Source organism: Massilia sp. HP4 (genome assembly GCF_005222695.1).
GTDB lineage: Bacteria > Pseudomonadota > Gammaproteobacteria > Burkholderiales > Burkholderiaceae_D > Telluria.
The window spans coordinates 1-13,456 of sequence record NZ_STGG01000069.1; the positions used below are offsets into that span (position 1 = coordinate 1).

Genomic DNA, 13,456 nt, shown 5'->3' on the forward strand with positions numbered 1-13,456 from the left:
GCTCCGAGAATACCGGCGCGCCGCGCTGCCGGGCGATATCAGCGCCGGCATCGTGGTGGCGATGATGATGATCCCGCAAGGCATGGCCTATGCGCTGGTGGCCGGCCTGCCGCCGGTAGTGGGGATCTACGCCAGCATCATCCCGCCGCTGCTGTACGCCCTGTTCGGCACCAGCAGCACGCAATCGGTGGGGCCGATGGCCATCGTGTCCCTGATGACCGCTTCCGCGCTGGCGCCGCTGGCCACGCCCGGCACCGGCCTGTACGGCGTGCTGGCAGCCCAGCTGGCCCTGATGTCGGGCCTGGTGCTGCTGGCCTGCGGCCTGCTGCGCATCGGCTTTCTTGCCAATTTCTTCTCGCGGCCCGTGATGAGCGGCTTCACCATCGGATCGGCGATCGTGATCGCCTGGGGACAGTTGTCGACGCTAGTCGGCTTCAAGCTAGACCTGGACGCCGCGCAACATGGGGCCACGCACTGGCCCACGGCATGGCCGAGCCTTGCGCTGGGCCTCGGTTCGGTGGCCCTGCTGGTGGCGGCGCGCAACTGGCTGGCCCCGCTGCTGCGCTGGCTGCGTGTGAAGCCCGTCGCGGCCGATATCGGGGCCAAGCTGGCGCCGATGTTCGTGGTGCTGGGCGCCACCGCCCTGGTGCCGCTGCTGGGCCTGGAGCGGATGGGCGTGGCCACCACCGGCGCCGTGCCGGCCGGGCTGCCGGGGCTGAACCTGGCCACCTCGTCCAGCCACTGGCAGGCCTTGCTGCAGCCGGCGCTGCTGATCGGCTTCATGGTGTTCCTGATCAGCATGTCGGGCGCGCAGGCACTGGCGCTCAAGCGCGGCGGCGAGAAGCTGGCCAGCAACCGCGAGCTGGTTGGGCTGGGCGCGGCGAATATCGGCAGCGCCCTCTCCGGCGGTTTTCCCGTCACCGGCAGCATGTCGCGTTCGGCCGTCAATTTCGCGGCCGGCGCCAATACCCAGCTGGCAAGCATGATCACGGCCGGCCTGCTGGCCCTGGCCCTGGTGGCGCCCACCGGCTGGCTGGCGCTGCTGCCGCTGCCGACCCTGGCTGCGACCATCATCGTGGCGGTGCTGGGCATGCTCGACTGGTCGACGCTACGCACCGCCTGGCACTACGACCGCGCCGACGCGCTGGCCTTGTTGGCGACCGCCGGCGGCGTGCTGGTGCTGGGCGTGGAGGCGGGCGTGCTGGTGGGCGTGGCGCTGTCGATGGGGGCGCTGATCTGGCGCGCCAGCCGGCCGCATATCGCGGTGCTGGGCCGCATCCACGGCACCGAACATTTCCGTAACGTCGACCGCTATTCGGCCGAGACCACGCCTGGCCTGCTGATGCTGCGGGTCGATGCCGGCCTGTTCTTCGGGAACGTGGAAGCGGTGAACGAGCGCATCGACGACGAACTCGCGCTGCACGCCGGCACCCGGCACCTGGTGCTGGTGCTGTCGGCGGTGAATGCGATCGACACCTCGGCCTTGTTCGGCATGCAGGAACTGAATACCTCGCTGCGCCAGCGCTGCGTGACCCTGCACCTGGCCGAAGTGAAAGGGCCGGTGATGGACCGGCTCAGGGACAGCGACTTGCTGGGCCAGTTGAGCGGCCAGGTATTCCTGAGCGCGGCGAATGCCTGGGACCGGCTGGCGGGATCGGACGCGGCGGGCCGGCCGCTGCCGGCCGCCTAGCGGCCAGTGCGGGGACGACCATCAGGCGCGCTTGCGCTGCGCTTCGTTGTCGTCTTTCGGCGCCAGTTCGATCGGCGCCGCATTCTCGGGATAGAGGGCGGTGACGTCCTTGTACACGGCGCGGATCGCATCCATGTCGCGCTCGATGTCGCCCGAGAGCTCGAGCGTCTCGGTCAGGCGCAGCTCTTTCTTCTTGTAGTCGAAGCTGACCAGCAGCAGTGGCACATTGGCGGTACGCGCCAGGTGGTAGAAGCCGCTCTTCCAGTGCGGCCGGTAGCCGCGCGTGCCTTCCGGCGTGATGCCGACCCAGCACCAGTCTTCCTTGAGCATCTGCTGGGCCAACTGGCGCGTGGCGCCCATCGGCGCGCGCCGGTCGACCGCGATCCCGCCCCAGTAGCGCATCAGGCGCCCAATGGCGCCGCGAAACAGCGAGTCCTTGGCCAGCCAGCGAAACGGTGTATCCAGCGCCCACTTGGCCACCAGCCCGATCGGGAAATCCCAGTTCGAGGTGTGCGGGTAGACCACGGCGATGCCATGCCGGCCGGGCAGCGGCTTGAAGTACACCTTCCAGCCGAACAGCTGCAGCGTACGCAGCGCAGTGCGCTGGCGCAGGGTGGGCAGGGCAGCGGGGCGCTGCAGGTAATCGCTCATCGGGTCTCCGTTGCGGCGTAATGACATGTTGTTATGGGAATCCTCATTGCGCTCTAGAAAATCAAGCGTGGGATTCTAGCCCGTGCGGGAAGGGGGGACAAGCAAAAATACTGGTGCCGGGTATGCGCTGTGGTTATCATGCCGCTATCCAAACGACAATCCGATGGTGAGCAGACACCACCTGTTATGACGATGAATATCACGATTTACCACAACCCGCGCTGCGGGACTTCGCGCAACACCCTGGCCGCCATCCGTGATGCCGGCCACGAGCCGGACGTGATCGAGTACCTGGCGCATCCGCCGACCCGCGCGGCGCTGGCGCGCCTGATCGCCGACGCCGGACTGCAGCCGCGCGACGCCGTACGCCGCAAGGAAGCCCTGTACGCCGAGCTGGGGTTGGACCGGCCGGAGGTGGACGACGCCGCCCTGCTCGATGCGATGGCCGCGCATCCGCTCCTGATCGAGCGGCCGTTCGTGGTCACGTCGAAGGGCGTGCGCCTGTGCCGGCCGTTCGAGCGCGTGCGCGAGATCTTGTAAGCGGCTGGCCGCCCCGAGCCGAGCCAGAGCCAGTGCCAGCGCCGATGGTCGCGCTTGCAGCGCGCCTGCTAAGGCGGCGCCGACGGCAGGGCCCCGATATCGGCCTTGCGCACCGGCCGCACGCCGCTGTTGCCGCTGCCCGGCGGCGCCGGTTCGGCCGGCAGGCCCTGGCCGATCGCGGGCGAGCCCGGGCGCAGGCGGAAATCTGGCGTGCCGGCGGCGCTGTAGTCGACGAATTGCGGCGGCGCGCTGATGCTGCCGGTGTGCTCGCGGCCGGGCGAGAGCTTCCAGTCGTCGCCGGCGTTCTGGTAGACGAGGTTGTTGCGAAAGCTGTTGTGCTTGCCGGTCGCCCCCTGTTCGAGTATGCCGTGCCCATTGTCGTAGACGATGTTGTTGCTCACGTGGGTATGGTCGTTCGGCCCCTTGCTGTGATAAAACTCGCCCCCGCCCACCACGATGCCGCTGCCCGAGGCGGCGACGGTATTGCCGCGCACCGTGACGCGGTTGGCGTCGTGCCACAGGTGGATGCCGGCGCCCGATACCCGGTAGATGATGTTATTGCGCACGCCCGCCGTGGTGCTGATGTAGATGCCGTGCATGAAGCGGCAGCCGGGCGGTCCGATATCGTGCACGTGGTTGCCGGTGACAACCGCATCCACGCCCTTGTAGTAACTGTCGATGCCGATGCCGGCGCCGCCCTTGGCCTCGCACGGCACGTCGTTGCCGATATGGTGGATGCGGTTGCCTTGCACGCTATTGTGCGAGCCGCCGTTGTAGATGCCGCTGAGCCATTTCATGCCGCTCTGGTATTGCGTGCCGTCGATCTCGAAGCCGATGATGTCGACGTAGTTGCCGCGGTTGTCCCAGGCCGCGCTCTGGCGCGCGTCGAGCGGCGGCACGATGCGGGCGCCCCAGCGCTCGGTGCTCTGGTACACGATGCGCGCCTCGGAGGTGCCGCTGGCGGCGGTGCGCATGCCGCCGGAATAGATGCCGGGCGCCACGTGCACCGTGGTGCCGGGCGTGGCCACCTGGGCCGCGCGCGCCAGCGTGCGGAAGGGTTCGGCCCGGGTGCCGGGATTGCTGTCGGAGCCAGTGGGCGCCAGGAAGAGATGGGTGCGCACCAGCTCGGGCACCACGAGCTCTTGATGGCCGCCGTCGCGCAGCCTGCAGCCGGCCAGCAATGGGCCGGCCAGCAGCGGACAGGCCAGCAGCCAGAACAGGACCAGGCGCATATCGATCGAGACCTTGGGCAGAATCCGGTACATCGCGTCCTCGTGATGGGAGCAGGTGACGCGACCAGTCTGATCTGCCTTAAGCGAGGGGGATGCCGGATCGATCAAACTCGTCCTTGAGGCTGCGCAATGCATCCACGCCGGCGGACGGCAGCTCAGTCCGCCAGAGGCGCAACGACCACCGGCATATAGGTGTCGAGGAACTCGGCCGGCATGCGGCGCGGGCGGCCGCTGCTGATCTCGATGCAGACCAGTTCCCAGCGCCCGCGCAGCACGGTGGCGCCATCGCTGTCGCGCACCAGCTGGAAGCGGCGTTCCATCGAGAGCTTGCCGTCGCCGCCGACCAGCCAGGTGGCCAGGCTCAGCGCTTCTCCTTCCAGCGTCGGCAGCAGGTAGTCATAGCTAGCGCGCCGGATCGCCATCGCGCGGTCCAGGCGCCGGTAGTCGCCGAGCGACAGGCCGAGGCCTTCCGAATGGGCCCAGCCGGCCTGTTCGCACCAGCGCACGTAGACGGCGTTATTGGTGTGGTCCAGGCCATCGATATCGCCGGCGCGCGGCACGACCGGCAGGATGAACGGTTGCGGATAATCCCAGTCCAATGCTATTCCTTGGCAGCGCGGCCGGGGCCGCGAACCCGGGCATTGTACGCCAGGGTGCGGCAGCGCGCCGGTCCGCGCCCGCAACCACGCCAGCACCATGTTTACGATGATCCTGCTGCTGTACCTGCAACAGAACCTCGACGTCGTGCTCGAGAGCAGCAGCCTGCGCGGCCCGTTCGCCAACCGCGCCGCCTGCGAAGAGGCCGCCATCGAGCTGCGCGGCCCGCTTCCCACGCCGGAAGGCCTGGCAGCAGCCTGGCATGACGCCCTGTGCGTGCCGGTCGCGCGCGGCGTGACGGTGCGCGAGCGCGGGCCGCCCGACCTGGGCGCCTTGCTGCGCGAACGCCCGCCGGCCGATTGCGGCGCCGACGGCGCCTGGCGCAGGGTGGCAAAACTGTGCCTCCCAAGCGCGCCGCCGGCGGCGCCGCATCGGGCCGGCGCGAGCGCGCCGCAGCCGATCAGCCCTTCGGCGCCGTCATCGCAGCCTTGATCGCCACGCAGCGCTGCTCGTTCTGCAGGGTGTCCAGCAGCGAGCGGCGGGTGAAGGCCGACAGGTCCTTCATGCCGTCCGCGGCGCGGCTCAGGCGCTGCACGCTTTGCGGGGTGCAGGCGGTCGGGATCATGGTGGTCGCATACGCGCGCATATAGACCGGGCCGGCCGCCTTGTCGATGGCCGGCAGGCGCGCCAGGCGCGCATCGGCGTCCGCTTCGCTCAGTGCACCCTGTTCGGCCTGGAACACGCTGCCCATCGCGGTGCGGATGCGCGAGAACGGCAGCGGCGACTTGAGGTCTTCGATCCGCTCGACCCACTCGGCCTTGACCTTCGGATCCGGACGAATGGCGGTGGCCGCCACCGCCGCCACCTGGCCGGCGTCGGACTTGTCGCGCGCCGACTCCAGCGCGATCAGCTTGTCGGCGCCGGCGTGGTTGTAGCGGTTCAGGTGGGCGATAATGGCCCAGCGCAGCTCCTGGCTGACCTGCAGGCCCGCTACATCGACCTTGCCGTCCAGGATGCCGGCCAGGCGCGCCAGCGCATCCGGGCTGGACGCCACGCTCACGTACAGGCCGAACCAGCGGCGTTGCACGTCGGCGTTGGCCTTGTGCGCGAGCACGCCATTCCAGGCCATCTTTTCCAGCGCGGCATAGGTCTGTTTGGCATACGCATTGTCGAGGTCCATGGCATCGAGGTACTGCTTCGATTGGACGACCTTGCCCAGCACGTCGCCGAGCAGCGTGTAGTCCTTCTCTTGCGGCGCGTTGTTCAGGGCCACCGTGATGAAATCGTTCAGCGGCAGCGTGGCGTCGCGCACGCCGTCCCACAGGCTTTGCCACAGCATGGCGCGCAGCAGCGGATCGTCGACTTGCGACAGCTTGGTGCGCGCCGTATCGAACGAGCGCCCGTCGAGCTGGACCTTCGCATAGCCCCAGTCCTGGTAGTTCGGGTAGACCAGGTCGGGGCAGGCCGCGCCGTCCAGGTCTTTCACCGCGGTCCTGGCGCCCTTGTAGGTGACCGGCACGTTCTTGACCAGCACCGGCTTGCCGCCCTCGAACTTGAAGGCCGCGACCTGCACGCGCTGTTCGCGCAAGGTCGGCAGTTCCTGGCTCGGCGCGGCCTGGGTCAGGGTGAAGTCCTTGATCTTGCCGTTGCTGCAGCTGTAGTTGGCGGCGATCGTGTTCACGCCGGCGTGGTACAGCCACTCCCTGGTCCAGCCGGACAGGTCGCGGCCGGCGGTCTTGGCCAGCGTGTCGATGAAGTCGTCCAGGGTGGCGTTCTGCCACGAATACTTGACCAGGTAGTTGTGCACGCCCTTGCGGAACACTTCCTCGCCCAGCAGGTGGCGCAGCTGCTTGAGTGCGGCGCCGCCCTTCGAATAGGTGATGGCGTCGATATTGTCGAAGGCGTTGCTCGAGGACGGCACCGGCACCTCGATCGGGTGGGTGCTCGCGGACTGGTCCTGGATATAGGCGCGCTGCTTGCCGGTCTGGTAGAACTTCTGCCACGAGTCCTTGAACTCGGTCGATTCGGCGGTGGCCAGGATGCCCATGAAGGACGCGAAGCTCTCGTTCAGCCACAGGCCGTTCCACCATTTCATGGTCACCAGGTTGCCGAACCACTGGTGGGCCATCTCGTGCATGATCACTTCGGTCATCGACTGCTTCTGTTCGGCCGTCATATTGGCCACCCCGTAGCGCGCCTCGGCGAAGGTGATCGCGCCGGCGTTTTCCATCGCGCCGTACAAGAAGTCCGGCACGATCAGCTGGTCGTACTTCTCGAACTGGTAGGGAATGCCGAAGTACTCTTCGAAGAAGGTCATGCCGGCCTTGGTCTGGCGGAACCAGTCGCCCGGCACGACCTGCTTGGCCAGTGACTGGCGCGCGAACAGGCGCATCGGGTACTTGCCGCTATTGTCCTCCCATACCTGGTAGGGACCGGCATGCAGCGAGAAGTTATAAGGGCTCAGGCGTTTCGTTTGCTTGAAGCTCCAGCGGCGGTTGGCGCCGGCATCGATGATCTTCGTCTCGCGCGTGGTGGTGACCACATGCCAGTCCTTCGGCGCGGTGACACTGACGGTGTAGCTGGCCTTCAGGTCGGGCTGGTCGAACAGCGGGAACATCTGCTGGGCGGCGACCGGCTCGAAGTGCGAGTAGGTGTAGACGCGGCCATCGGCCGGGTCGACCATGCGGTGCAGGCCTTCGCCATTGGTGCTGTGCAGGCGCTCGTAGGCGACGGTGACGGTGTTGCGGCCCTTGGCCAGGTCTGCCGGCTCGATGGTGATGAACCAGTCGTTGTAGCGCGCCTTGACCGGCTTGCCGTTGACGCTGACCGACTTCACGGTCGCCTTGTTCAGGTCGAGGGTGACGGGCGCGCCGGTGTCCTTGAGGTCGAAGGTGACGGTCGTGGTGCCGGCGAAGGTTTCCTTGCCGGTCAGGGTGAAGTCCAGCACATAGTCCACGTTCGAGATGCGGGCCGAGCGGGCGAAGGCGTCGTCCTGCGACAGGAAGGCGGTCTCGGCGCGGGCCGGGGCGGCTTGTTGGCCTGGCGCGGCCTGGGCGACGCCGCCGACGACGAAGGCGGAAGCGATGGCGAGCGCCATCACGCGGTGTGCGGGAAAGTTCACTGAAAATCCTCTCTCGGGTGGGCGCATCTGGGTGCGCGAAATGTCAATCGCGCAAGAATAGCACTAACATTCCACACTGGACACCCATTGGAGGGATTACGTACTCGACGTATGCACGTCGTATGCATGCTCGATGCCGGCGTCATTACGCACGAAAAACGGGACCGCATGGGTCCCGTCGAAAGAGGCGCCGCGCTTCGCCGGCGAAAAGGCAGCGAAGCGGCGGCGAAAACGTGAAATCAGGCAGCGGCTGGCAGCGCCGGATAGTCGGTGTAGCCGACCGGACCCGGATGGTAGAAGGTCTCGGTATCCGGCTGGTTGAGCGGCGCCTTCAGTTGCAGGCGCTTCGGCAGGTCCGGGTTGGCGATGAACAGCTGGCCCCACGACACCGCGTCGGCGGTGCCGCTGGCGATCAGTTCCTCGGCCTTTTCGCGGGTGAGCTGCTGGTTGGCGATCCAGACACCGCCGAATTCCTTCTTGAGCATCGGGCCCAGTGCGTCCGGACCCTGGCCTTCGCGGGTGAAGATGAAGGCGATCTTGCGCTTGCCCAGCTCGCGCGCCACGTAGCCGAACGTCTCGGCCGGGGTCGAGTCGCCCATATCGTGCGAGTCGCGCGCCGGCGCCAGGTGCACGCCGACGCGGTCGGCGCCCCATACGTCGATGCAGGCGTCGGTCACTTCGAGCATCAGGCGCGCGCGGTTCTCGATCGGGCCGCCGTAGGCGTCGCTACGCTGGTTGGTGGAATCCTGCAGGAACTGGTCGAGCAGGTAGCCGTTGGCGCCGTGGACTTCGACGCCGTCGAAACCGGCCTTTTTCGCGTTTTCGGCGCCCTTGCGGTAGGCGGCGACGATGCCGGGGATTTCTTCGAGCTCGAGCGCGCGTGGGGTGACGAAGGGACGCTTCGGACGCAGCAGGCTCACGTGGCCGTCCGGCTGGATCGCCGATGGCGCGACCGGCAGCTCGCCGTCCAGGAACGATGGATCCGAGATCCGGCCCACATGCCACAGCTGCAGGAAGATGCGGCCGCCGGCCTTGTGCACGGCGTCGGTGACGATCTTCCAGCCTTCGACCTGCTCGTCGGACCAGATGCCCGGCGTATCGGCGTAACCGACGCCCATCGGGGTGACCGAGGTCGCTTCGGACAGGATCAGTCCCGCCGACGCGCGCTGCACATAGTATTCGGCCATCAGCGCGTTCGGCACGCGCGCGCCGCCATCGGCGCGCGAGCGGGTCAGCGGCGCCATGACGATGCGGTTCGGCCATTCGAGGGCGCCCACCTTGATCGGATCAAACATAGTAGTCATTCGGGTATTCCTAAAGTCCGTCGTTCAGTTGTGCGAGGAAGGATTGGATCGCTTCCTCGTTCCGTTGGAAAAAGATCCATTGGCCGACGCGGCGCGTGTTCACGAGCCCGGCGCGCTGCAGGGTGGCCAGGTGCGCCGACACCGTCGATTGCGACAGGCCGGTTTTCTGGTCGATCAGCTTGCAGCACACACCCATCTCGAGCGGATGTTCCTGCTCGATGAAGTGCTGCTGCGGCTCCTTGAGCCACTGCAGGATCTGGCGCCGCACCGGGTTGGCCAGGGCCTTGTGGATCGCGTCGATGTCCATGGTCTGTTCCTTATATCGGTTTCTTTCGATCCGAATATCGTCATCTTACGATATTCAAGAAAAGTTTGCTGGACGTGGCCCGAATTTGTCCCGTGAGTGTGGATCGCGCGGGGTGGACGGCCGTCCACCCCACAAGGCATGTCACTCCTGCTCGCGTCCGAAGCGCGGGTTCGGGCGGGTGAGGTAATACCACTCGGTATTGGCGGCGGCATTCGCCGCCGGGAACAGGATGCGGCCGCCGAACTCGGCCACCACCGGTGTGCCATCGGCGCGGTGGCCGAGCAGTTCACCTTCGCTCACCGGATCGAAGCTCTTCCACGGACGCACGAATGCGTCGTCCGCATGCAGCTTGTCGTGTACCACGACCATCGACAGCGCTTCCATCTCGTCGAAGGCGACCGGTTCCGGATCGCTTGCGGCGATCAGGCCCAGGTGGGCCAGCGTGTTCATGATCGCGCGGTAGGCCACTTCGGGCGCGGCCGGATCGTCATGCTGGCCGCATTCGAGGGTCAGCGCGTAGCCGCCGGTGCTGCGCATGTATTCGGTGGTGCCGACGCCGTAGCGCAGCACGGTTTCCAGTTCGTCGGCGCTGCGGCTGCGGCGCTGCACGCCATCGCCATAGGTGGCCAGCCAGCCGTCGACGAAGCGGCGCACGCCCAGGCGGCGCGCCCAGGCGCGTTCTTTCGCGGCGTGGCGGAACGGCTGCAGGCTGCCGTCGTTGTCGAGCGGGCCGACCATCACGAACGGCTCGCCGGTGGCGGCGAAGGAGTGCAGGTCGAGCAGCACGTCGTGCTGGCCGAGCAGGGGGCACAGCCAGTTGGCGACCTGGTCTTCGAAGTCCAGTGGCTTGTCTTTCGGGAACAGGTCGCGGTTCAGGTTGCGGTCGCCGTTGCGGGTGTTCTGGGCATAGGCCAGCGGGTTGACGATCGGGACGAAGGTGACGCTGCCGGCCGCGATGTGGAGCAGGCCGCTGTCGATTTCTTCGATGACCCGCTGGATCGCCCTGGTGCCGCACACCTCGTTGCCATGGGTCGCGCCCATGATGATGACGCGCGGGCCGGCCGCTAGGGCCGTGTAGTTGATGGATTTGAATTGGAACTGGCGGGCGGATGTCATGGGTAGCGTGGGCCGGTGAAAAAGGGTGGCGATATTCTATCGGACAATGCGTGCACGTAGAGAAAGGCGTGGCCGAGGGCCGGTTCGCCCCGGCGCATGAGTCTGGTTATACTGTCCCCTGGAGCGCGGTCGATATCGTCTGCGCTACCCGATCTGAATGGAGTGACATGAAGACGCGACTGAAGAACGCGGCGCTGCTTGCGCTGCTGCTTGCCGGCGCAGCCCAGCCGGTCATCGCCTGCCGATTCCTGCCGCAGCGGATCAGCGCAGAGGAGCAGGTCGCGCGCGCGACCGATGTCGCGCTGGTCAAGGTGGTGCGCGCGACACCCCGGCCGCACCCGCCGCCGCGGCGCCCGCCGGACACGCCGGCGTGGATGGTGCCCTACCAGGGATGGAATCCGGCGCTCTGGCAAAGTACGCCACCGGATCGGGCCGACGAGCACTACCTGGTCCAGTATCCGGTGGAATACGAGTTCGTGGTCGAGAAGCGCTGGCGTGGTACCGACCGCAAGGTCTTCACGCTCATGGGCGTGTCGCCGCCGACGACCTTCGCCGACCCGGGGCCGCAGGCCAACCAGGGGCGCGAGGAATTCTGGGAGCCCGGAGGCGGCCGCTTCGGCCGGCTGCACTTTTGCACCATCGAGCCGTGGTTCGTCGTCGGCGAGCGCTACCTGGTCTTCGTCGGGAAACCGGTGATCGCGCGCAGCTATGAGCACGTCGCGACCGTCGAGGGCCAGGCCAATCCCGACGACAAGTGGTTGCGTTATATCGAGAACGAACTCGGGGAGGGCGGGCAAGCGCCCGTCACGCCTCGATGACGCCGAACCCCGCCGGCGCATCGCCCAGGTAAGCCAGCACCGCATGTGCCTGGATATTGGCGTCGTACTGCGCATTCGCCGCGATCGCGGCGCGCAATCCGGGCACGATATCCGGCGTATGCGGCTGGCGATACGCCTTGATCAACAGATGCACCAGGTCGGCCGGCGCATCGGCGCGGCGCAGGCGCGCTTCGATGATGCCCAGCAGCGCGCGCTGCATGCGCGGCGTCGGATTGCGGATCTCGCCGAACACATAGGGCGTATTGGCGATCGCGGCGCAGACGATGCCCTCCATGCGGTCGCCCTTGTAGTCGGACGGGATGTCGAAATATGCCTTGTTCCAGCGCGTGTGCGGATAGGCGTGGCCGGGCGGGAAGCGGTCGGCGTTTTCCAGGCCCATCGCCCGGCTTGCGCGCGACCACAGGTCGCCGAGGGTGTCCAGCAGTGCCATTACGAGATGTCTTGCGCTTGTGTCATCCCGCGAGTGTAGCGCATGGCCGACAAGCTCGCATAGGGGGCGGCAGGGCGGTTTGGGGCGCCCTGCTGCCAGTCGTTCAAGCGAACCTGCCGGCCCGGAAATCGTCCACCGCCTGGTGCAGCTCGGCCTGGGTATTCATCACGAACGGGCCGTACTGCGCGATCGGCTCGTTCAGCGGACGTCCGGCCAGCACCAGCAGGCGGGTCGGCGCTACCGCCTTGATGCGCACCCCGTCCGCCCCCGGTGCATTATCGAGGATCGCCATGCGACCCGCGCCCACGCCCTTGCCCTCGATGACCGCTTCGCCGCGGAACACATAAACGAAGGCATTGTGCCCCGCCGGGATCGGCTGGTCGAAGCTCACTCCGGCCGGGATCTCCAGGTCGAGATACAGCGGCTCGGTATGCGCGCGCTGCACTGCGCCGTCCACTCCGTGGGTGTGGCCGGCGATGACCTGCACCGTCACGCCATCGTCCAGCGTAAAGCGCGGCACTTCCTCGAGCGGGATGTCGCGGTACCAGGGCTCGCTCATCTTGTCCCTGGCGGGCAGGTTGAGCCACAGCTGGAAGCCTTCCATCAGGCCCTCGTTCTGCTCGGGCATCTCGGAGTGGATCACGCCGCGCCCGGCGGTCATCCACTGCACGCCGCCATCGGTGATCATGCCCTCATTACCGGCGCTGTCGCGGTGGCGCATGCGGCCGGCAAGCATATAGGTGATGGTCTCGAAGCCGCGGTGCGGGTGCTCCGGAAAGCCGGCGATATAGTCGCCCGGCTTGTCGCTGCCGAAGGCGTCGAGCATCAGGAATGGATCCAGGCGGCGCTGCAGGGGACCGGTGAGTACGCGGTTGATCTTCACGCCCGCGCCATCCATCACGAACTGGCCGTTGATGGTGCGCTCGACGCCGCGCGTTTTCTGTACTGGGGTGATGGCAACTGCGGTGTTCATGCTGTTCTCCTGTTGGTTGCGCCGCCCGGTGGGCGACGCGGATTTACGCCAGTGCTGCTTCGATGGCCGCGTTGGCGGCGTCCTGGCCCCTGGACACGGCTTCCGGTCCCATGGCCATACCCGACGAGTAGATGAAGGTATGGTCGTTCAGGCCCAGGAAGTTCAGCAGGGTGCGCATCTGCGGCACTTGCGGGTCGGTGCTTTCCTCGTACACGCCACCACGCGATGCGGCCACGTACACCTTTTTATTCTTCAGCAGGCCTTCCGGACCGGTCTCGGTGTAGCGGAAGGTCACACCGGCGCGCGCCACCGCGTCGAACCAGCTCTTGAGCTGCACCGGCATCGCGAAGTTGTACATCGGTGCGCCCAGCACGATTACGTCGGCTGCCTGCGCTTCGGCGATCAGCGCGTCGTCCAGCGCCACGCGGGCCGCCTGCTCGGCGCTGCGCTGCTCAAGCGGGGTGAACAGGGCGCTGACGGCAGGGCCATCCAGCAGCGGGTGCGGCTGGGCGCCGAAGTCGCGGCGTACGACGGTCGCGCCAGGATTGGCGGCAGTCAGCTTGTCGACGATCTGCTGGGTGACGCGGGTCGATTCCGATGCGTCGCCGCGAACGCTGGTGGTGATGTGCAGGATATTCATGGTCAGGTCCCTTCGT

General features: G+C 67.1%; 13 protein-coding genes and 1 pseudogene. 4 read left to right on the top strand and 10 right to left on the bottom strand.

Annotated features, from left to right (window positions below; all coding sequences use genetic code 11):
* Window positions 1-1,690 (top strand): SulP family inorganic anion transporter (locus E8M83_RS24165; RefSeq protein WP_206077515.1); only part of this gene is annotated, 1,690 nt, incomplete at its 5' end.
* Window positions 1,691-1,711: 21 nt separating this feature from the next.
* On the opposite strand, the gene E8M83_RS24170 is transcribed toward E8M83_RS24165, so the two are convergent.
* Window positions 1,712-2,341: a 1-acyl-sn-glycerol-3-phosphate acyltransferase gene (locus E8M83_RS24170; protein WP_137175905.1), complete on the bottom strand. Its 630-nt coding sequence runs from the start codon at window positions 2,339-2,341 to the stop codon at window positions 1,712-1,714.
* Window positions 2,342-2,533: 192 nt separating this feature from the next.
* Here E8M83_RS24170 and arsC point away from each other — a divergent pair.
* Window positions 2,534-2,878 (top strand): annotated as a pseudogene (gene arsC / locus E8M83_RS24175) (arsenate reductase (glutaredoxin)); the annotation flags it as partial.
* Window positions 2,879-2,949: 71 nt separating this feature from the next.
* Here the strand turns inward: arsC and E8M83_RS24180 are convergent.
* Complete coding sequence (locus E8M83_RS24180; RefSeq protein ID WP_137175907.1) at window positions 2,950-4,146, bottom strand: right-handed parallel beta-helix repeat-containing protein; 1,197 nt, start codon at window positions 4,144-4,146, stop codon at window positions 2,950-2,952.
* 122 nt (window positions 4,147-4,268) lie between these two features.
* The gene (locus E8M83_RS24185; protein WP_137175908.1) at window positions 4,269-4,712 is read right to left on the bottom strand and encodes a thioesterase family protein; all 444 of its coding nucleotides are present in this window, start codon (window positions 4,710-4,712) and stop codon (window positions 4,269-4,271) included.
* Between the two features lie 97 nt (window positions 4,713-4,809).
* On the opposite strand from E8M83_RS24185, the gene E8M83_RS24190 reads away from it, so the two are divergent.
* A complete protein-coding gene (locus E8M83_RS24190) occupies window positions 4,810-5,202 on the top strand; it encodes a hypothetical protein (RefSeq protein ID WP_229491874.1) in 393 nt (130 codons plus the stop codon).
* Here E8M83_RS24190 and pepN read toward each other — a convergent pair.
* The 4 genes from pepN to E8M83_RS24210 all read right to left on the bottom strand — a co-directional run bounded on the left by pepN (window position 5,171) and on the right by E8M83_RS24210 (window position 10,558).
* A complete protein-coding gene (gene pepN / locus E8M83_RS24195) occupies window positions 5,171-7,831 on the bottom strand; it encodes an aminopeptidase N (protein ID WP_137175909.1) in 2,661 nt (886 codons plus the stop codon). The genes E8M83_RS24190 and pepN overlap by 32 nt on opposite strands.
* Before the next feature lie 239 nt (window positions 7,832-8,070).
* Entirely contained in the window at window positions 8,071-9,135 is a 1,065-nt protein-coding gene (locus tag E8M83_RS24200) for an alkene reductase (protein WP_137175910.1), read from the bottom strand.
* Window positions 9,136-9,145: 10 nt separating this feature from the next.
* On the bottom strand, window positions 9,146-9,442 hold the full coding sequence (locus E8M83_RS24205; RefSeq protein ID WP_137175911.1) for a helix-turn-helix transcriptional regulator: 297 nt from the start codon (window positions 9,440-9,442) through the stop codon (window positions 9,146-9,148).
* 141 nt (window positions 9,443-9,583) lie between these two features.
* On the bottom strand, window positions 9,584-10,558 hold the full coding sequence (locus tag E8M83_RS24210; protein ID WP_137175912.1) for a succinylglutamate desuccinylase/aspartoacylase family protein: 975 nt from the start codon (window positions 10,556-10,558) through the stop codon (window positions 9,584-9,586).
* 167 nt (window positions 10,559-10,725) lie between these two features.
* Between E8M83_RS24210 and E8M83_RS24215 the strand changes: the two genes are divergently transcribed.
* Complete coding sequence (locus E8M83_RS24215; RefSeq protein ID WP_137175913.1) at window positions 10,726-11,376, top strand: hypothetical protein; 651 nt, start codon at window positions 10,726-10,728, stop codon at window positions 11,374-11,376.
* Here the strand turns inward: E8M83_RS24215 and E8M83_RS24220 are convergent.
* From E8M83_RS24220 to E8M83_RS24230, 3 genes are all read right to left on the bottom strand, one after another.
* Window positions 11,363-11,827 carry a hypothetical protein gene (locus E8M83_RS24220; protein WP_137175914.1) on the bottom strand — a complete coding sequence of 155 codons (465 nt, stop codon included), beginning with the start codon at window positions 11,825-11,827 and terminating at the stop codon, window positions 11,363-11,365. The genes E8M83_RS24215 and E8M83_RS24220 overlap by 14 nt on opposite strands.
* Before the next feature lie 103 nt (window positions 11,828-11,930).
* Window positions 11,931-12,800: a pirin family protein gene (locus E8M83_RS24225; RefSeq protein WP_137175915.1), complete on the bottom strand. Its 870-nt coding sequence runs from the start codon at window positions 12,798-12,800 to the stop codon at window positions 11,931-11,933.
* A 43-nt stretch (window positions 12,801-12,843) separates the two neighbouring features.
* Window positions 12,844-13,440 (bottom strand): FMN-dependent NADH-azoreductase, encoded by a 597-nt coding sequence (locus tag E8M83_RS24230; protein ID WP_137175916.1) that lies wholly within the window; start codon window positions 13,438-13,440, stop codon window positions 12,844-12,846.
* Window positions 13,441-13,456: the final 16 nt, after the last annotated feature.

Excerpts from the sequence above, each read along its gene's own strand:
- E8M83_RS24225 (WP_137175915.1), bottom strand. The coding sequence starts at position 12,800 with ATGAACACCGCAGTTGCCATCACCCCAGTACAGAAAACGCGCGGCGTC.
- E8M83_RS24220 (WP_137175914.1), bottom strand. The coding sequence starts at position 11,827 with ATGGCACTGCTGGACACCCTCGGCGACCTGTGGTCGCGCGCAAGCCGG.
- E8M83_RS24170 (WP_137175905.1), bottom strand. The coding sequence starts at position 2,341 with ATGAGCGATTACCTGCAGCGCCCCGCTGCCCTGCCCACCCTGCGCCAG.
- E8M83_RS24205 (WP_137175911.1), bottom strand. The coding sequence starts at position 9,442 with ATGGACATCGACGCGATCCACAAGGCCCTGGCCAACCCGGTGCGGCGC.
- E8M83_RS24210 (WP_137175912.1), bottom strand. The coding sequence starts at position 10,558 with ATGACATCCGCCCGCCAGTTCCAATTCAAATCCATCAACTACACGGCC.
- E8M83_RS24215 (WP_137175913.1), top strand. The coding sequence starts at position 10,726 with ATGAAGACGCGACTGAAGAACGCGGCGCTGCTTGCGCTGCTGCTTGCC.
- E8M83_RS24200 (WP_137175910.1), bottom strand. The coding sequence starts at position 9,135 with ATGACTACTATGTTTGATCCGATCAAGGTGGGCGCCCTCGAATGGCCG.
- E8M83_RS24230 (WP_137175916.1), bottom strand. The coding sequence starts at position 13,440 with ATGAATATCCTGCACATCACCACCAGCGTTCGCGGCGACGCATCGGAA.
- E8M83_RS24180 (WP_137175907.1), bottom strand. The coding sequence starts at position 4,146 with ATGTACCGGATTCTGCCCAAGGTCTCGATCGATATGCGCCTGGTCCTG.
- E8M83_RS24190 (WP_229491874.1), top strand. The coding sequence starts at position 4,810 with ATGTTTACGATGATCCTGCTGCTGTACCTGCAACAGAACCTCGACGTC.